An 18,184-nucleotide genomic window follows, 5' to 3' on the forward strand; every position below is an offset into this window, starting at 1 on the left:
GTTGATGTTCCTGGTGGTAAAACCGTTGAGGCAAGGTTTTTAATGGATACCGGAGCCAGCCATGCTTTATCGCTCGAGATGCTCCATGGAACCGAATTCCCGCTACCTGAAAAAAAAATTAAAGCTAATTTAGGGATGAGCCTTAGCGGCCAGATTAAAGGATATGTTGGTCGTGTGGGTAGGTTTAACGTTGGCGGTTATGCTTTTAAAGAGGTTGTTGCCGGATTTCCTGATTTTAAGAGCATTGCAGATAAGATCGATTTATCAAAACGGAATGGGAATGTCGGAGCGGATTTGCTGCGGAAATTTAATATCCAGTTTAACTATCAGGAAGGTTTTATTTATGTTAAGCCAAATGGTTTAAGCAAAACTCCTTTCGAATATGATATGGTAGGCATGGTAATCTACCTCGATCAGAAAGAGTATAAAAGAGTTCTGATTGGAGAAATAGACGAAAATAGTCCGGCAGAAAAAGCAGGACTTTGCCCTGATGATGAAATTATTGGGGTAAATTTCAAAAGTATAGATACCTATTCTTTAAACGACCTTACCGAAATGTTTAAATCAAAAGCAGACAGAAATATAATTTTCGAAATTTTTAGGGATAATCAGGTTTATTTTAAAGTGGTTCGCCTTGAAAAGAGGGTCTAAAAAGCGTAATTTTCCAGTTACAAAAGAATTGTCGTGTAACAAGGTTCTAACTTTAACCTCTTATTGCCAAGCAAACTAACTTTTATATACACATGAAGAAAAACTTTAAGGTACTTGCCCTCGCAGGTATCGTAGTACTTGGTGTAGCCGGATCAGGTTCGGTATATGCCCAGAAAAAATCTAAAACGACAAAAGGGACTACCCCTGCGGCTCCAACTGCAGCACCAAAAAAAGAAGGAATTAAGCCGTTTTCTGAAGTAATTACCGCAAAAGCCAGAACAACAAACGGTTTATTCAAAACACACAAGGTAGACGATAAATGGTATTTTGAGATACCAGATTCGATGATCAACCGCGAAATGCTTGTGGTTACCCGGTTGGCCAAAGTACCCGCAGACGTTAAAGTAGGCAACCAGCAATATGGCGGGGAACAATTAAATGAGCAGGTATGGAAATGGGAGCGTAGAGGCAAACAGGTTTACATCCGTGTACCAAGTTATTCAACAAAGGCCGATCCGAACAGCGATATGTACGAATCGGTACAAAATTCTAATCTTGCACAGATCTTAGCCAGCTTTGAAATTAAAGCTTATAATAAAGATACAACAGGTGTTGTAATTGATGTGACCGATTTTTATAACGGTGATGTAATGGCAATCGGTGCTACCGACCAGATCCGTAAGGCTTATAAAGTTACCATGTACGATGCAACACGTTCTTATATCGATACGGTAAAAACTTTCCCGATCAACGTTGAAGTAAAAACAGCTAAAACATACCGAGCAGCAGAATCTCCAACCGATAACAGTAATGGTGCAGTTACTTTCGAATTCAATACGTCGATGTTATTATTGCCAAAAACCCCTGTAAAAGCCAGAATAATGGATAGCAGGGTTGGTTTTTTTGGTCAATCTCAAATTGATTATGGAAGCAACGCACAAAAGGCAGAGCGTACAGCCTACATTCACCGCTGGAATTTGGTTCCAAAAGATACTAATGCCTATAAACGTGGTGAACTGGTAGAACCGGTAAAACCGATTGTAATTTATATCGACCCTGCAACGCCTAAAAAATGGGTGCCGTTTTTAATCCAGGGGATTAACGATTGGCAGGTAGCTTTTGAGGCTGCAGGTTTCAAAAATGCCATTATAGGTAAAGAAGCGCCAACGCCTCAGCAAGATCCTCAATTCAGTGTAGAAGATTCCAGGTATTCAGTTGTTCGCTATTTTGCATCAGATATTGCCAATGCTTACGGTCCGCATATTAGCGACCCCCGTACCGGACAGATTTTAGAAACGCATATTGGTTGGTACCATAATGTAATGAACCTATTGCGTAACTGGTATTTTGTACAAACTGCAGCCATTAATCCTGAAGTTCGTAAAGCTAAATTTACGGATGCGCAAATGGGCGAATTAATCCGTTTTGTTTCTTCACACGAAATTGGCCACACTTTAGGTTTACCACACAACTTTGGCTCGAGTTATGCTTACCCGGTTGATTCATTACGTTCGAAAGCATTTACAGATAAACATGGTACTGCACCATCCATTATGGATTATGCGCGTTTTAACTACATCGCTCAACCTGGTGATGGCGTAACCAAGCTTCACCCACAAATTGGAGAATACGATAAATGGGTAGTGAAATGGGGTTATTCTTGGATTCCTGGAAACAAAACTGCAGAACAGGAAAAAGAAATTTTAGACCAGTGGACATTGAAAAATGCAGGTAATCCTTTGTATTTCTATGGCCGTCAGGGAACTTCATTAGATCCTCGTTTGCAGAGCGAAGATTTGGGCGACAATGCAATGAAAGCAAGTACTTATGGTATTGCCAACTTAAAACGTATTTTGCCTAACGTAGAAAAGTGGACCTATCAAAAAGGTAAAGACTATAGCGATTTAAAAGAAATCTATACCGAAATTGTTGGCCAGTTTAATCGTTATATGGGACATGTGGCAACAAACGTTGGTGGATTAAGCGAAAACTTTAAAACCTATGAGCAAAAAGGGCCAGTTTACGCCTATTTGCCTAAAGCAAAACAAAAAGAAGCTATTGCTTTCTTCAATCAACAATTATTTACTACCCCACTTTGGTTAATCAGCAATGATCAACTCAGTAAATTTGATAATGGTGTATTGTTAAACCGCATTAAAAGCGTTCAAGCAAATACTTTAGGCAATTTATTATCCGCCTCGCGTATTGCTCGTTTATTAGATAACGAAACTAAAAACGGTGCAGCAAAAGCATACACCTTACCTGAATTATTTACGGACTTAAGATCGTCGGTTTTTGTTGCAGGAAGAGCAGATGCATTTAAACGTAATTTACAACGTGCTTATGTAGACCGTTTACAGGATTTAATGACCAAAGAAGCAGAGCTTCCGGTTGGATTCCCTGTAGATTATGCAGCAAGTTACGGTTTAACGCCAATCAATGTTGGTTTATCTGATATCAGACCGTTGGTTAGAGCAGAGTTAAAAACCTTATTGGCTACTACAAAAGCCAGAGCAGCAGCAGGTGATGCCATTACCAAAGCACATTATGAAGATTTGAATATCAGAATTAAAGATATTTTAGATCCTAAGAAATAAAATGATGAAAGGGTTGAATTAGAGAATAATAGGATGCATTATCCAAATTCAATCATTCAATAACTCACTCATTCAATCATTAAAAAAGCGGAGCAAATCATTAAATTGATCGCTCCGTTTTTTTGTTCCAAACCTATCAGGTTTCAATAGACGGCTCGTCATCTCGACTGCAGTGAAACGGAATGGAGAGATCTATTGTAACAGATTTAGCTTCGCTGAGCCTTCGGGTTCTCGGCTTCGTTGCAATCGCTCGAAATGAAGAATCTATTTAACCCCCTTTGTATAATTTTTGATGCTTTAAGCTAAACACACGGCAGTTTTTTAATTTTATGGTTAAAACAGCTATTATGCTTAAAAGATTATTAATTGCCCTTACCTTATTTACATACAGTTTATCTGCTTTTGGCCAAAGTGCAGATTCGTTAACGGTTATAAAAACCAAATGGCATAAAAACAGAATTGCCAAGCAAGTGGTTTTATTCCAGTATCATTTTGATCAGAAAAACCTTTTCGCTGCAAACGAAAACATTTCGTTTTTAGAAATAAAAAATACAGGACGGAAGGCGGTTTTTGCTATTGGGGCAGAAGAGAAAGAACTAATTACCACCAGTAATTTTGGATTACGCGATACAGCAATTGCTGCGGTAAATGGTAATTTTTTCGATGTAAAAAATGGAGGTTCAGTAGATTTTGTTCGTGTTAATGGAAAAACCATTAATACTAACCGCTTGGATAAAAATGGAAATCGGGCAAGGCATCAGGAAGCGGCGGTTGTAATTGAGAGCGGAAAAATTTCGATCCAAAAGTGGGATGGGACAAGTGGCTGGGAAACAAAACTGGCCGCTAAAGACGTTTTGTTAAACGGCCCCTTATTAACTTTAAATCATATTGATGAAAAGCTAGATACGACCGGATTTAGCCGTTTGCGCCATCCGCGTACCTGCTTAGGGGTAAAGCCTAATGGCAGGGTGATTTTGTTAACTGTTGATGGAAGAAATGAAAACTCGGCAGGCATGAGTTTGTTCGAGCTAACCAGGTTAATGCGTTGGCTAGGCTGTGCCAGTGCCCTAAATTTTGATGGTGGAGGTTCTACAACTTTGTGGGTAAACGGAATGCCGGTTAATGGTGTTGTCAACTATCCAACTGATAATAAAAAATGGGACCATGAAGGGCAGCGCAAAGTAGCTAACGTTATTTTGGTGAAAAAACAGGCGCGGAGATAAACCTGTATCTATAACAGCATGTTTAGCTCTGGTTAAAAAAACTTATTTTAGCCAAAGATTTTTGTTGAAATGATTAAAAATACGATATACTTTTTCTTTTTTGTGCTGATGCTTTCTGCCTGTAAGTTTGGCTCTAAAACCAGCGACCCAACTTTAAGAGATTTTACTTTCGAGCCTGTAAAAGGCATCCGTTATCAAGAGGTAAAACGCCGGTTTAAAACCGGACTTTCTTTTAATACGGAAGGTTTTATGCAAAAACCATCCTGGATTATTGAAGTGGTTAAAGAAGATACCATGTCGGCCTGGAGTCCACAGAAACAACGAATGCAAAAATTCTACATGCAGTACGATCACGGAAATGTATATAATTTTGCTGCGGAATTTTTTAAAGTAAAACACATCAGTAAGGATAGTTTGGTTTTTCAGCGGATTCAGGTTGATGGAAAAGTAATTGCTTCAGATGTTCGCTCGGATGTAAATATGACTTTTTACGCGCAGGATTATATTAAAAACAAATTGAAGGCCAAAGCTGCCGATCTGCAAAAACCAAGCAAGGCCGATACTGCTTTTATAGAGAAGCGTGCTGCAAAAGTTAACTTGAATAGCGATAGTGCTTTTGCTGCAACAGATCCGGTTCAGTTTATACCAAAAAGTAAAATTGTAAGGGTAGAAAAAATCAGCACCGTTGATCGCGCTAATAACAGGACCGAAGCTTACGATTATATGTTTCCGCAGTATATTATCCGGGTAGATCGGGCTTATAAAGATTTTGCTTATCAAGTTGCAGCGGTGATAGATTTTCAGGGAAGGATACACGTAAAAACGATTTATAATGTGCTTCCCGAGAACGTTGAAGCTAAAAAAAAGGTGGCTCAGGGTATAGCAGATATCTATGTTAGAAACCTTTTTGATGTGGCTCCCGGTACAACACTCGGGATTCCACATAATAGTGAAATTACTTTAACAATAATTGGGAAGGCAATTAAAAAGCCTTAGTAATCTGCTATTTACAAAATTTTAACGTTAAAAAAATGTTAAAATTTATTTTGATTTTAAAAATTAAAACTTACCTTGCATACTTAATTTTAATATTTAATACAATGCAAGAAGGCACAGTAAAATTCTTCAATGTAACTAAAGGTTTTGGCTTTATCGTACCTGCAAATGGAGATAGCGAAATTTTTGTTCATTCAACAGGTCTTATCGACGAAATCCGTGAAAACGACAAAGTACAGTACGAAGTTGCTAACGGTAAAAAAGGCTTAAATGCCGTTAATGTGAAAGTAATTTAATTTATTTATCATATTTACAGAGAAGGCTGCTTTCTTGCGATGGCGGCCTTTTTTTGTTTTATTTTTCGCTGCCTGAATTCATTCAGGATCTATTCTCACTTTTTATGACCTACTATTTTATTGTTCCTGGTTTGGGTAATTCAGGCGCAGATCATTGGCAAACGCATTTCGAAAAATCCGGAGATCATGTTATGCGAATTAATCAGCGGGAATGGGATACACCCGCCAGTAAAGATTGGATTGAAACAATAGATCAGGCCGTTGCTAACTATAATTTGGCTGATGTGATTTTAATTGGTCATAGTTTGGGTTGTACCGCAATTGCCAATTGGGCAAAACAATATCAAAAGAAAATTAAAGGAGCTTTACTCGTTGCACCGAGTGATTTGGAAGCTCCCCGATATAACTTCTCAACGGTGGGTTTCGATCATGTACCACTGGATAAAATAAACTTTAGAACCATTGTTATAGCCAGTTCAAATGATGAATGGGTAACAATAGAAAGGGCTGAATTTTTTGCCGAAAATTGGGGCAGTGAATTTATTAATATCGGTAATGCTGGCCATATTAATGCAGATGCCGGATTTGGTAAGTGGGCAAAGGGACTGGAGATTTTAAAAACCTTGGGGTAACATTTACCTTGCTGAGTTCCCGCAGATTTCGGAAAAAGCGCAGATGAACATAAATCTGCGTAAATCAATTTGATCTGCGGGAGCTATTTAAGCGTTCTTACTTCTGCGCAAATTCTTCCTTAAAAACTGGTCTRGAAAAATTAATCCGATCACCAGATCTGCAAAAAGAAAGGCATAAATAGCCGTAGGCGTAATGTATTTCTCTAAATTGAAATCGAAATTCACCCTTAAATCGAATTGAGGCATTTCGAGGTTAGCATTATAAAATACATAACCCAATAAGGCGAGTAGAGAGATTACGAAAAAGCCTCCAATGCTATAAATAATCTTTTTATCAACCTTTGTTTTCATCGCCATAGGGGCAGGAACTAAAGCAACACTTTCCATCACATTTCTGGTGAAAGACATAGAGGGTTCATCAAGATCGAGCCCATCAAAAACTAAATTAAGCTTAAGTAGATCCTCGTACTGCGATTTAAGCTCGGCATCCGATTCAATTTTTTCTTCGATGGCTTTTTTTGAAGAATCATCCAAATTCCCATCAATATAATCCCAAAGCTGTTGTTCTATTGTATTCATAGTAACTCCTTTACTTCATCTTTTAACAAATATTGTAATTTTTCTTTAAGTCTTTGCCTGGCCCTATGCAACTTTACTTTTATTGTATTGGGTTCCATGTGCAGTGCTTCGCCAATTTCTTCTAAACTCTGTTCGCCTTTATAAAATAGGGTAATAATAGCAGCATCGTCTGGTAAAAGCTGGGTAATGGCAACATTTAAAAAAGCATGGCTATCCTGCCGCTCATAGCCATTTGCGTTAAAGCTTGAGGTGTGATTTTCGAGCTGTAAAATTGTACTTTCATCATGTATTGACGCAGTATCTAAACGGTTTTTCCTTAAAAAAGTCATCGCCGTAGTATACGTTATCGTGTACAGCCAAGTGCTAAATTTAGCTGTCTGTTTAAAGGCACCCAATGCTTTATATGCTTTTACAAAGCAATCCTGCGCAATTTCTTCGGCGTCTTCCCTGTTTTTCGAAAACCTTAAAGCAAGTGTAAATACAAATCGCTGATGGCGCTTTACCAATAGAGCATACTGATCGGTTTCGCCGTTCAATACCTTTTGGATCAGCTCTAAATCTGTAGGTTTTTGCTCCATGTTTAGCAATAAGACTACATTAAAGATAAGGAGGTTACACGTGAAATATAATTAAGGAGACTATTATTTGTAAATAGCCAGATGAATAATGTAAAATTGTTTTTTTTGGGGAAATGAAAGGGCAGTTTTTCATGGCGGACTGTAGTCCTGCTGTTCGCTATAGCCCTCATGCTTCGGGGCTGCCGCTGCCATCAGGTTTACACACAAAGTTTTGGCGCTTTAAAAACCCTAAAAATGAAATGCTGTTTTAGCCATTTAGCCCCGGGTGAAGCGGTACCCTGCAGGCTGAGGAACGAGGCCGAAGCGTACAAGCGCAACACGGGAACCAACTTGGTTACCTGCACAGGCATTGTGCTCCAAAAAGAAAATTAGTTGATAAATAGGCGATATAATTTTTTATTGATTGGAAATGAAAGGGCAGTTTTTCATGGCGGACTGTAGTCCTGCTGTTCGCTATAGCCCTCATGCTTCGGGGCTGCCGCTGCCATCAGGTTTATGAATAACGTGGGTGCACCCTGCAACCTTAAAAACTAAATGCTATATTGGCCATTTAGCCCTGGGTGAAGTGGTACCCTGCAGGCTGAGGTATCCCGAACTTTAGGGAAAGCGTACAAGCGCAACACGGGAACCAACTTGATTTCTTGTACAGGCATTACGCTCCAACAAGAGTTTTAAGCCCTGGCTAAACTTTCGAAGTTTTGCCTACGCTTTGGGCTTGGTAAACTTCGCAAGCGCTCGTTAATGTGAAGCAAAGAACTTTAATCCTGCAATTGAGCCTATAAGCGTACAGATAAAAAATATCCGCCAGAAGGTTGCTGGCTCATTGAAATAAAAAATTCCGATAATTACTGTTCCTACGGCACCAATACCCGTCCAAACAGCATAGGCAGTTCCCATGGGTAAAGTTTGGGTTGCTTTATTTAGCAATAAGAAACTCAAAATAATACAGACAAAAAAAGCCGTACTCCATTTTATATTCGAAAAATTGTTCGATAATTTAAGGCAGGTTGTAAAGCCAACTTCGAAAAGGCCGGCAATAATTAAGATAATCCAGTTCATGATAAATGTGTTTCTGCAAATTTAAGGCACATTCATCAGGCAACATTTTACAAATGTTAAAAAATGAATTTATTTATGAACTGCTCTTATTCTGCTCAGGGTAACCTGTGTTACACCCAGGTATGAGGCAATGTGTTTTAAGGCTACTCTTTTAATCAGTTCGGGAGATTGATTTACAAAGTCCTGATAACGTTCTGCTGCCGCTTTAAAAGCCCGGTCTATTAATCTTCTTTCAGTAGCAATTAACTCCTGTTCTGCAATTTTTCTGCCCCAATTGGCAATTTCTAAATGTTGACCGTAAAGCAAAAAAAGATCGGTTAGCCTGATTTGAATTAAACTGCAGTTTTCCAATAGCTCAATATTTTCGTAACCGGGGCTATTATTAATATAGCTGTTAAAAGAAAAAAGAACGGCACCACTTTGTCCGAACCAAAAGGTTATCTGTTGGTTTTCTCCGTCAGAATAGGCTCTTGCAATACCACTTTCGAGGATATAGAAATAAGGCTCTGTTTTATCTGCATAGATTAAAATCATTCCTTTCTGATGTTCTACCCGCTTAGAAACAGCAGCTAACTTTTCTAAAGCTTCATTGCTGAGCGGCTTAAAGATTTCTATATTTTTTAACTGACTGTACAAAGGGAATTTTTAATGTTTGATAAAGCTATCGATTTTTTTTTCAGCAGGGGGTGTAACCTGATTAAAAAGTATGTAGTCATAATACACAGAACACGGTTCAATTTAAACAATAGAATATTTACAAATTAAAAATTATAATCATGGAAGGTATATTAGTCCCAATCTCACTTTTTTTAGGTGCATTCGCAATGGTATTCGGAATCCGCTACCTATCAAACAAAGAGAAGATGGCAATGATCGAAAGGGGAATCGATCCGGGTGTGCATAAGGCTACACCAAAACCGTTTTTAAGTTTAAAGTTCGGTTTGCTTTTGGTTGGTTTAGGAATCGGCCTGCTGGTAGCACTATTTACAGTTAGAGGAGTGTTCGGCAGCGACATGACGCGTAGTGAGCAAGGACAATCGGTAGCCATTTACTTTGGTTTCATTGGAATTTTCGGCGGATTGGGCTTAATTGTTTCTTACCTTGTAGAGAAGAAATGGCTGGATAGCAATAAAATGCTTTAATATCAGAGAAGTCAAGTTTAATGGCCACATCGCTATAAAAACTTGACTTCTCTTTATTCTTGTATTGTCAGCATTAGATAACTTGCTTTTAGATTTAAATAACTGTCAGATGGAAACATCTGACAGCACATTTACTGCGGCTTATTAATAATCGCTACGGTTAAACGGCTAATGCAGTTCATCTTTCCACGTTCATCGTAAATTTTGATTTCCCAAACCTGGGTTTTGGCCCCAATATGTAAAGGTTTGCAAATGCCTTTTACCAAACCACTTTTTACTGGCCGTAAATGGTTGGCGTTTACTTCTAAACCAACAGCAACATACTTCTCAGGATCTATACACATATAAGAAGCAATACTGCCCAAGGTTTCTGCCAAAACCACCGAGGCGCCGCCGTGCAAAATCCCTGCAGGTTGATGTGTACGTTCATCAACAGGCATGGTTCCGATAATAAAATCTTCACCAATTTCAGTAAAGTGGATATCGAGCAGCGCACCTAAATGATTTTTAGGGCGGTCGTTCAGCTCGTCAACTGTGAAATTTTTAAACCACATGGTAACGTTCTTTTAAAATGTAAACATGATGGATAATATGGCCACCCACAATAAATAAAATAGATTTCACATTAATTTCCCTGCCCGAAGCAATTCCTTTTCTGTTCAGTTCCTCTTCGTTTAAAGATTTAAAAAGATATAAATTGGCTTTACGAAGTGCAATAAATTCTCCGATCAGATCTTCCAGATCGCGCTCGGCAAAGCGGGCATTGGTTACATAGTCATCTTCCTCGAAACCTGGTAACGGCTGCTGTTCTTTTCGGGCAAAACAGGTAATGCGAAAGGCAAAAACACGTTCAGTATCAATAATATGGCCTAACATTTCTTTTAGTGTCCATTTACCTTCGGCATAGGCGTAATCAGCTTTATCGGCGTTTGCCCTAAACAACGCTGGCAGACTTAGCATCTGATCGTTTAAAATTTCGAAAATATCTCGATCTACTTTACTGATATAGGTTTCGCCCCAAGTTGGATATTCGTTAGGCTGTGGTCGGTTCATATCTTAAACTGCTTTTTAATATTATTCTAAAAGTTGTGCCTTTACCCAGTTCGGAGTCTTTTACAAAAATTTCTCCACTGTGGTAATTTTCTACAATACGTTTGGTAAGCGATAAACCCAAGCCCCAGCCGCGTTTACGTGTAGTATAGCCGGGTTGAAAAACCGCATCGAATTTAGATCTCGGAATACCCTTCCCGGTATACCTGCTCATCGCCGGTAATGCTGAATTTAACCTTATCTGAGGTACGTACTTTAAAATAGCGTATAAAATCGCTGATTACAATGTAAACCGTATGATCTTCGAGTATAGGTTTAGAACCGATTTTCGAGAAACGGTCGGTAATAATTTCCAAGCGCTTAATATCGTTCTCCATTTCGGCAATCAACGGATCATCTTCTGCATCGAATTTAGATTTTATTAACTCCGTCCAGGCCATGAGTGATGATATTGGTGTACCCAATTGGTGCGCTGTTTCTTTGGCCAAACCTACCCAAACATGGTCTTGTTCATCTTTCCGGGCAGAACTGAATGCTGCATAAGCTGTTAAAAGGAAAAGGAAGATAACGCCCATTTGGATGTATGGGAAATACCTCAACTGTGTTAAAATGAAAGAGTCGCGATAGTAAGCCTTAAATTTTCTGCCAAAGATATTCATTTCATCAGGTGGATGCTGCGTCTTCATTTGCCTTAACTGCCTTACAAAATATAAACTATCGTAAGTAAGTTTGGCATCCGAAATGGGGTAGTTGGTTTTTGTACTGTCAAGCCCGTTAAAAGAAGTAATCATGCCAGCCGAATCGGTCATGATTACAGGTGTTTTGGTGTTTTTTCTTACGGTTTCAACTATTGTGCGGTAATCATCATTGTCATATAAAAACATAGATCGCTCCTGAATTTTCACCCAAAGATGAAACTGGTCGGCCTCTTCGCGTTCCATTTTTTTTACAAAAGAATCGGTGTAAAATACTGATGCAATGCCAATTAAGATGGCAAAAATGAGAAGGAAAAACTTCCAGCGGCGTTTCTTTTGATAAGGATTCATGCTTTAGCTAGCCAAATTACAATAACAAAACGGAAAAAACATAAAACCATTATGCTTTTTCAAAAACCTTAAAGGAATCATTTCGAATGCATAATCGCTTCATCGCAGATGAAACACTATAAAATGGATGAAAAACATATCTTTGCACCGTCTTGCGTTTTGCGCAGAGCGGTGAGCGCTAGAGCGCCCAACGCCTAACGCCAAGCGCTCAACAAACCAATTATGGATAAGAAAGTTAGAGTAAGATTTGCCCCAAGCCCAACCGGAGGTTTGCATTTAGGTGGTGTGCGCACTGCCTTGTTCAATTATTTATTTGCCAAAAAAAATAATGGAACTTTTGTACTTCGTGTAGAAGATACCGATCAAAACCGCTTTGTAGAAGGTGCAGAACAATATATTGTAAACTGTTTAGATTGGTGTGGCATTACACCAGATGAAAGCCCTAACAACCCAGGGGCTTATGGCCCGTACCGCCAAAGCGAGCGCAAACCCAGCTACCGTAAATTTGCCGAACAGTTAATTAGCGATGGTTATGCTTATTACGCCTTCGATACACCGGAAGATTTAGATACCAAACGTAAAGAAATTCCAAATTTCCAATACGGGCAGGCCACACGTATGCAGATGCGCAATTCTTTAACCCTTACCATTAGCGAGGTTGAAGAGTTATTGGCGGCTAAAACGCCACATGTTATCCGCATTAAAGTACCAACCGATGAAATTGTACATTTTAACGATTTAATCCGTGGTGATGTAAGCTTCGAAACCTCGTTGGTTGATGATAAAGTATTACTAAAAGCTGATGGAATGCCAACCTACCATTTGGCCGTTGTGGTTGACGATAAGGCGATGGAAATTAGTCATGCTTTTAGGGGAGAAGAATGGTTGCCTTCGGCACCGGTTCATATTTTACTTTGGAAATATTTAGGCTGGGAAGCGGAGATGCCTGCATGGGCACACCTGCCTTTAATCTTAAAGCCAGATGGGCATGGAAAATTAAGTAAACGCGATGGCGACCGATTAGGTTTCCCGGTTTACGCCATGAACTGGACCGACCCTAAAAGTGGCGATGTAACCAAAGGATTTAAAGAAATGGGTTTTATGCCCGAAGCTTTTATCAATATGCTGGCACTTTTAGGCTGGAATGATGGTACCGACCAGGAGTTATTCTCGTTAAAAGAACTGGAAGAAAAATTCTCGATAGAAAGAATCAGTAAGGCAGGGGCTAAATTCGATTTTGAAAAAGCCAAATGGTATAACCATGAGTGGATTAAATCGCAGGGAGCAGAGCGCTTGGTGGCAAGCGTTAAAGCGGAGTTGCAAAAAGTTGGCATTGAAATAAACGATGATGCTTATTTAAATACCGTTATTGATTTAATTAAAGATCGCTGTACCTTATTGCCTGATTTTGTGGCACAGAGCAGTTACTTTTTTGCTTCACCTTCACAATATGACGTAAATTCGGTAAAACCAAAATGGACAGCCGAAAAAGCTGATTTTTTTAATGCTTTTGCTGATCGTTTAACATTAACTGATGCGGGATCTGCCGAAGCAGCTTTTAAAGCCTTGGCCGAAGAAAAAGGCTTTAAACCAGGCGAATTGATGTTGCCTTTCCGCATTATGCTGGTGGGCGGTAAATTTGGGCCTGGTGTTTTTGATATTGCTGTATTGCTGGGCATAACAGAAACTAAAACAAGGATAACAAAAGCAATTGCTGTTTTTAATAGTTAGCATTCATTCTGCAAATGCATGAAGATCATACGGAGAAGTCGGGTTTAAAACCCGACTTCTTTTTTTTGCAGTAATCCAAAAGAATAAATCAATAAAAATAATTTATACTTTAGTATAACAATTGTCCCATAATTAAGGTTATTCATTAAACTAAAAAAGTAAATTATGCAATGGTTTGGTAAAGGCAGTAATAATGTAGAAGACGGAAGAAGCGGTAGCGGAGGGAAAACCATCCTAGGTGGCGGTGTAGGTATAATAATTGTGGTGCTCGGGCTAATTTTTGGCAAAGATTTAACTGGCTTGGTTAGTCAGCTTCCGGCTACTACAGGCACCGAAGAAGTTAAGCAGGGCGTTCCGGCTAATGATCCACAGGCACAGTTTGTAGCGGGTGTATTGGAATCAACCGAGCAAGTATGGGATAAAGAATTTCAGGCGATGGGCAAGCAGTATGAGTATCCTAAACTCAGATTATTTAGAGAAGCAGTGCAAACCGCCTGTGGCAATGCAGGAGCTAACGTTGGGCCATTTTATTGCCCTGGCGACCATAAAGTTTATATCGATCTATCATTTTATGATGATTTAAAAAACCGTTTCGGTGCTGCCGGAGATTTTGCACAGGCTTACGTAATTGCACATGAGGTAGGCCATCATGTGCAAAATTTATTGGGAATTTCGGAAAAACTAGATCAGGCACGGGGGCAGGTGAGCGAAAAAGRATATAACCGTTTATCGGTGAAATTAGAGCTGCAAGCCGATTTTTTTGCTGGACTTTGGGCGCACAATGCTCAAAATCTTAAAGATTTTAAATTGGATGAAGGAGATATAGAAGAAGCATTAACTGCTGCCAATGCCATAGGTGATGATAAATTGCAAAAACAGGCTACAGGTGATGTTCAGCCAGATTCTTTTACCCATGGTACCTCCGCACAACGGATGTATTGGTTTAAAAAAGGCTTCGAAACAGGAGATATTAGACAGGGTGATACTTTTAATTCAAATAATTTATAAAAAATAAAAACTTTTTTTACAGCGCATTGTTTGTTTACAGTTAATGAGGTTTTTATCTCAAAACCAAACATAATTATCCCGGCTTCTTATTTGTTTTAATAAAGATGATCCTTATAGTTGATGACAGGCCAGAAAACCTGATCTCGTTACAGAAAGTACTACAGGCACACAGTTTTGAGGTTGATACCGCATCGTCTGGCGAAGAGGCGCTGAAAAAAGTTTTAAAAAACAACTACGTCCTGATTATTCTCGATGTACAAATGCCAGATATGGATGGCTTCGAGGTAGCCGAAACCATTTCTGGTTTTAGTAAGGCAAAAGATACCGCCATTATATTTCTTTCTGCTGTAAATACAGAGTTAAAATTTATTACCAAAGGATACCTGAGCGGTGGACTGGATTACATTACCAAGCCCGTTGATATTAATGTGCTGCTCCTTAAAATAAAAACGTTTTATCGCATTTACGAGCAGAATAGAAAACTTAACGAGGTGCAGGAAAAATTGCTTGAAGAAATCGAATTCCGAAAACAGGCCGAACATAAAAAGGACGAATTTATCAGCATTGCCAGTCATGAGCTAAAAACACCTTTAACCAGCGTAAAAGGGTACATTCAGTTGCTGCAGCGTAGCCTTAACAGAGATGATAAAACCATGGCCCAGAACCATCTCGAAAAAGCGAGTACCCAGCTCGAAAAACTAAACGAATTAATTGTCGATCTGCTCGATATCTCAAAAATTGAAAGTGGAAAGATGAAGTTTAACATGAAAAGTTTTTATGCTGATAACATGGTAAACAATGCCATCGAGATGTTGCAGCAATCTAATCCTGATTTTAAAATCAGCAAACTGGGCAAAACAGACGAAATGATATTTGGTGATGAAATGCGCTTGGAACAAGTGGTCATCAATTTTATTACGAATGCCATTAAATATGCTCCGGGTACCAATCAGGTTAATGTAACTACGAATATTAAAGATGAAAAACTTTATCTGGCCGTAAAAGATTTTGGTATTGGTATTTCAAAAGAGCAGCAAGATAAGATTTTTGATAAATTTTATCGGGTAGAAGATAACAGCAACCGGTTTAATGGTCTGGGAATAGGTTTGTATATCTGTTCGGAAATTATTAACCGCCACGGAGGCACAATTGGGGTGAAAAGTGTGCCGGATGAAGGTTCTGAGTTTTATTTTATCATCCCCACCACAGAAGAGGAAATCCTTAAAAATCAAATCTAATTATCCTTAATCCATATAATGAAAACAACTCTTAAAAATAATTTACGTTTAGGCCTTGGCTTATCGCTAATTATTCTATTTATCAGTTCGCTGGCTTCTTATGTAAGTATTGGCAACCTTATTAAAAGTACCGAGCTGGTTAAACACAGTGATGAAGTAATTTTAAATACGGAGAATATTATATCCTATTTGAAAGATGCCGAAACTGGTCAGCGGGGCTTTTTATTAACTGGAAACAAGGTGTTTTTAACACCATATTATGGTGCCAGCGATTCGGCCGCTTCGATATTAAAAAAAGTTGAACTAGATACCAGGCATAATAGCGTTCAGCAAAAAAATATAGCAGCGCTTAAAAAAATTCTTTTTAAAAGAATGGATATCATTAAATCGACCATARAGATTAAAACTTTAGGCGGTGTTATTGATCCTACGGTTTTGTTTCAAGGCAAGGTTTATATGGATGAGGCCAGATCAATTGTAAGCAACATTATAACTGAAGAGAAAAGGCTGCTTGAAGAAAGAACCAACGAATTAAATAAACTTACAGCTTATACCCCGATACTGATTTTAATTGCAGCGCTCCTTGCCATTCTGATTACGTTGTTTTTTTACCGGAGAGTATCAATCGATTTTGATGAACGTGTTAAACTTCAGCAGGAAATTGAAGATAAAAAATACGAGATGGAAAAACGTATTGTTGCCATTAAAGAAATTGCCTATCAAATTTCTAATGGAAATTATGGCATTAAACTCGATAGCCAAACCCAGGATGAGATTGGCGAGCTTTCCGAATCGCTAAATGCAATGTCATCATCATTGAAAAAATCTTTCGATACTTTAGAGGAGAATGAATGGTTGCAAACCGGCGTAGCTAACTTAAATGTAAAAATGGTTGGCGAAAAAGATGTTTTCCATTTAGCAGAAGATATTATTGAGTTTTTGGCCAATTATACCAAAAGCCAGATTGGTGCACTTTATTTATTTAAAGATGATGGATATCTGCATTTAAAAGGGCAATATGCTTTGCAAGGACAAAATCTAACCCAAACCTTAGAACTTGGCCAAGGCTTAATTGGCCAGGCGGTTAAAACAGGTAAGCCAATATTATTGGATGATGTTCCACAGAGCGAATTAACCATTACACATGCTACTGGGAATATTAAACCAGCCCAGTTAATCGTGCTTCCAATTATTAGAAATGAGATTTCAATAGGCGGTTTAGAATTAGGCACTATCGGTAAATACAGCGACCTGCAGTTACACTTTTTAAACTTGGTTTTATCTGATGTGGGTACCGCACTGTTGGGCGCACAGAACAGACAAAAGCTTCAGCAGTTATTAGAAGAAACGCAGGCACAATCAGAAGAATTGCAGGTTCAGCACAATGAGTTAGAAGGCTTAAATGCAGAGCTGGAAGCACAGGCACAAAAACTTCAGGCCAGCGAAGAAGAATTACGTGTACAGCAAGAAGAATTGTTGCAAAGCAACCAGGAGCTGGAAGAAAGAAGCAGCCTATTGGAAGAAAAAAATGAACTGATTGAAGAACGTAATATAGAAATTCAGCAAAAAGCAGAAGCTTTAGAACTGAGTACGAGGTACAAATCAGAGTTTTTGGCCAATATGTCGCACGAGTTAAGAACACCACTTAATTCGATATTGTTATTATCGAGATTAATGGCTGAAAATGAGGCTATGGATCGCGAGCATCAGGAATATGCAGAAGTTATCCAAAGTTCAGGTCAGGGTCTTTTAAGTTTAATAGACGAAATTTTAGATCTTTCTAAAATTGAAGCGGGCAAAATGGAACTCGATCGGGCAAATATTAAGGTTGATGAGATTATCCTTAACATGCGTTCGCTGTTTAATCCTTTGGCTAAAGATAAAAACTTAAACTTTGTTATCGAAAAATCGGCAGAAGTTCCTGAGTTTTTTCATACCGATAAAATGCGCTTAGAGCAGATTATTAAAAACCTGCTATCAAATGCTATTAAATTTACTACCGTAGGTACGATAAATCTAAATATTACTAAAAATGAAAAGTTAGGCGCGCTGGTATTCAAAGTTACCGATACAGGCGTAGGTATTGCACCCGAAAAGCAAGGCATGGTATTCGAAGCCTTTCAACAGGCCGATGGCTCTACACGGCGCAAATTTGGTGGCACAGGCCTTGGACTCTCAATTAGCAGAGAGCTGGCAAAACTATTGGGCGGATATATAGATTTAAAAAGCACAGAGGGCGAAGGAAGTATTTTTACACTTACCTTGCCCATTGATAGAAATAAAGGTTTTGATGGCGCTGTACCTCATGTAGAGAAGCCTGTAATCGCTTTAGAGGCTCCGGTAAAAAAAGTGAGCCAC

General features: G+C 38.8%; 17 protein-coding genes and 1 pseudogene. 11 read left to right on the top strand and 7 right to left on the bottom strand.

The features are described 5' to 3' along the window. The 6 genes from AC1DPQ_RS06340 to AC1DPQ_RS06365 form a co-directional block, all read left to right on the top strand. A partial coding sequence (locus AC1DPQ_RS06340; RefSeq protein WP_477608446.1) for a PDZ domain-containing protein occupies window positions 1–651 on the top strand: 651 nt, incomplete at its 5' end. A 92-nt stretch (window positions 652–743) separates the two neighbouring features. Further along, window positions 744–3,248, top strand: a complete 2,505-nt coding sequence (locus tag AC1DPQ_RS06345) for a zinc-dependent metalloprotease (RefSeq protein WP_477608448.1) — start codon at window positions 744–746, stop codon at window positions 3,246–3,248. A gap of 347 nt (window positions 3,249–3,595) precedes the next feature. Further along, entirely contained in the window at window positions 3,596–4,471 is an 876-nt protein-coding gene (locus AC1DPQ_RS06350) for a phosphodiester glycosidase family protein (RefSeq protein WP_477579520.1), read from the top strand. A gap of 69 nt (window positions 4,472–4,540) precedes the next feature. Then, window positions 4,541–5,467 carry a hypothetical protein gene (locus tag AC1DPQ_RS06355; RefSeq protein WP_477579522.1) on the top strand — a complete coding sequence of 309 codons (927 nt, stop codon included), beginning with the start codon at window positions 4,541–4,543 and terminating at the stop codon, window positions 5,465–5,467. A gap of 104 nt (window positions 5,468–5,571) precedes the next feature. Further along, the gene (locus AC1DPQ_RS06360) at window positions 5,572–5,763 is read left to right on the top strand and encodes a cold-shock protein (RefSeq protein WP_025141747.1); all 192 of its coding nucleotides are present in this window, start codon (window positions 5,572–5,574) and stop codon (window positions 5,761–5,763) included. Between the two features lie 104 nt (window positions 5,764–5,867). Beyond that, the gene (locus AC1DPQ_RS06365; protein ID WP_477579523.1) at window positions 5,868–6,395 is read left to right on the top strand and encodes an RBBP9/YdeN family alpha/beta hydrolase; all 528 of its coding nucleotides are present in this window, start codon (window positions 5,868–5,870) and stop codon (window positions 6,393–6,395) included. Between the two features lie 87 nt (window positions 6,396–6,482). On the opposite strand, the gene AC1DPQ_RS06370 is transcribed toward AC1DPQ_RS06365, so the two are convergent. The 4 genes from AC1DPQ_RS06370 to AC1DPQ_RS06385 form a co-directional block, all read right to left on the bottom strand. Continuing rightward, window positions 6,483–6,974: an anti-sigma factor family protein gene (locus tag AC1DPQ_RS06370; protein ID WP_477608450.1), complete on the bottom strand. Its 492-nt coding sequence runs from the start codon at window positions 6,972–6,974 to the stop codon at window positions 6,483–6,485. Then, entirely contained in the window at window positions 6,971–7,552 is a 582-nt protein-coding gene (locus AC1DPQ_RS06375) for an RNA polymerase sigma factor (RefSeq protein WP_477608452.1), read from the bottom strand. Before AC1DPQ_RS06375 ends, AC1DPQ_RS06370 begins: the two co-directional genes overlap by 4 nt. Window positions 7,553–8,290: 738 nt before the next feature. Next, the gene (locus AC1DPQ_RS06380) at window positions 8,291–8,611 is read right to left on the bottom strand and encodes a DMT family transporter (protein WP_057931064.1); all 321 of its coding nucleotides are present in this window, start codon (window positions 8,609–8,611) and stop codon (window positions 8,291–8,293) included. Between the two features lie 69 nt (window positions 8,612–8,680). Continuing rightward, window positions 8,681–9,247, bottom strand: coding sequence for a Crp/Fnr family transcriptional regulator (locus AC1DPQ_RS06385; RefSeq protein WP_477579528.1), 567 nt, complete (start codon window positions 9,245–9,247; stop codon window positions 8,681–8,683). Between the two features lie 140 nt (window positions 9,248–9,387). On the opposite strand from AC1DPQ_RS06385, the gene AC1DPQ_RS06390 reads away from it, so the two are divergent. Continuing rightward, entirely contained in the window at window positions 9,388–9,753 is a 366-nt protein-coding gene (locus AC1DPQ_RS06390) for a DUF6249 domain-containing protein (protein WP_230142856.1), read from the top strand. Between the two features lie 131 nt (window positions 9,754–9,884). On the opposite strand, the gene AC1DPQ_RS06395 is transcribed toward AC1DPQ_RS06390, so the two are convergent. From AC1DPQ_RS06395 to AC1DPQ_RS06405, 3 genes and pseudogenes are all read right to left on the bottom strand, one after another. Continuing rightward, complete coding sequence (locus AC1DPQ_RS06395; protein ID WP_477579531.1) at window positions 9,885–10,307, bottom strand: hotdog fold thioesterase; 423 nt, start codon at window positions 10,305–10,307, stop codon at window positions 9,885–9,887. After that, window positions 10,297–10,806 (bottom strand): DinB family protein, encoded by a 510-nt coding sequence (locus tag AC1DPQ_RS06400; RefSeq protein WP_477579533.1) that lies wholly within the window; start codon window positions 10,804–10,806, stop codon window positions 10,297–10,299. The genes AC1DPQ_RS06395 and AC1DPQ_RS06400 overlap by 11 nt, the downstream gene beginning before the upstream one ends. Next, a pseudogene (locus AC1DPQ_RS06405) lies at window positions 10,787–11,849 on the bottom strand (sensor histidine kinase). The gene AC1DPQ_RS06400 and the pseudogene AC1DPQ_RS06405 overlap by 20 nt, the downstream one beginning before the upstream one ends. A 222-nt stretch (window positions 11,850–12,071) precedes the next feature. Here AC1DPQ_RS06405 and gltX point away from each other — a divergent pair. The 4 genes from gltX to AC1DPQ_RS06425 all read left to right on the top strand — a co-directional run. Beyond that, window positions 12,072–13,580 carry a glutamate--tRNA ligase gene (gene gltX, locus AC1DPQ_RS06410; RefSeq protein WP_477579536.1) on the top strand — a complete coding sequence of 503 codons (1,509 nt, stop codon included), beginning with the start codon at window positions 12,072–12,074 and terminating at the stop codon, window positions 13,578–13,580. A 165-nt stretch (window positions 13,581–13,745) separates the two neighbouring features. Continuing rightward, complete coding sequence (ypfJ, locus tag AC1DPQ_RS06415) at window positions 13,746–14,588, top strand: KPN_02809 family neutral zinc metallopeptidase (protein WP_477608454.1); 843 nt, start codon at window positions 13,746–13,748, stop codon at window positions 14,586–14,588. 104 nt (window positions 14,589–14,692) lie between these two features. Beyond that, entirely contained in the window at window positions 14,693–15,826 is a 1,134-nt protein-coding gene (locus tag AC1DPQ_RS06420; protein WP_230142846.1) for a hybrid sensor histidine kinase/response regulator, read from the top strand. Window positions 15,827–15,844: 18 nt separating this feature from the next. Then, window positions 15,845–18,184 (top strand): ATP-binding protein (locus AC1DPQ_RS06425; protein WP_477608456.1); only part of this gene is annotated, 2,340 nt, incomplete at its 3' end.

It is taken from the genome of Pedobacter sp. 01T416_2, from assembly GCF_056398925.1.

Excerpts from the sequence above, each read along its gene's own strand:
- AC1DPQ_RS06345 (WP_477608448.1), top strand. The coding sequence starts at position 744 with ATGAAGAAAAACTTTAAGGTACTTGCCCTCGCAGGTATCGTAGTACTT.
- AC1DPQ_RS06390 (WP_230142856.1), top strand. The coding sequence starts at position 9,388 with ATGGAAGGTATATTAGTCCCAATCTCACTTTTTTTAGGTGCATTCGCA.
- gltX (WP_477579536.1), top strand. The coding sequence starts at position 12,072 with ATGGATAAGAAAGTTAGAGTAAGATTTGCCCCAAGCCCAACCGGAGGT.
- AC1DPQ_RS06400 (WP_477579533.1), bottom strand. The coding sequence starts at position 10,806 with ATGAACCGACCACAGCCTAACGAATATCCAACTTGGGGCGAAACCTAT.
- AC1DPQ_RS06395 (WP_477579531.1), bottom strand. The coding sequence starts at position 10,307 with ATGTGGTTTAAAAATTTCACAGTTGACGAGCTGAACGACCGCCCTAAA.
- AC1DPQ_RS06350 (WP_477579520.1), top strand. The coding sequence starts at position 3,596 with ATGCTTAAAAGATTATTAATTGCCCTTACCTTATTTACATACAGTTTA.
- AC1DPQ_RS06375 (WP_477608452.1), bottom strand. The coding sequence starts at position 7,552 with ATGGAGCAAAAACCTACAGATTTAGAGCTGATCCAAAAGGTATTGAAC.
- AC1DPQ_RS06420 (WP_230142846.1), top strand. The coding sequence starts at position 14,693 with ATGATCCTTATAGTTGATGACAGGCCAGAAAACCTGATCTCGTTACAG.
- AC1DPQ_RS06365 (WP_477579523.1), top strand. The coding sequence starts at position 5,868 with ATGACCTACTATTTTATTGTTCCTGGTTTGGGTAATTCAGGCGCAGAT.
- AC1DPQ_RS06355 (WP_477579522.1), top strand. The coding sequence starts at position 4,541 with ATGATTAAAAATACGATATACTTTTTCTTTTTTGTGCTGATGCTTTCT.
- AC1DPQ_RS06380 (WP_057931064.1), bottom strand. The coding sequence starts at position 8,611 with ATGAACTGGATTATCTTAATTATTGCCGGCCTTTTCGAAGTTGGCTTT.
- AC1DPQ_RS06360 (WP_025141747.1), top strand. The coding sequence starts at position 5,572 with ATGCAAGAAGGCACAGTAAAATTCTTCAATGTAACTAAAGGTTTTGGC.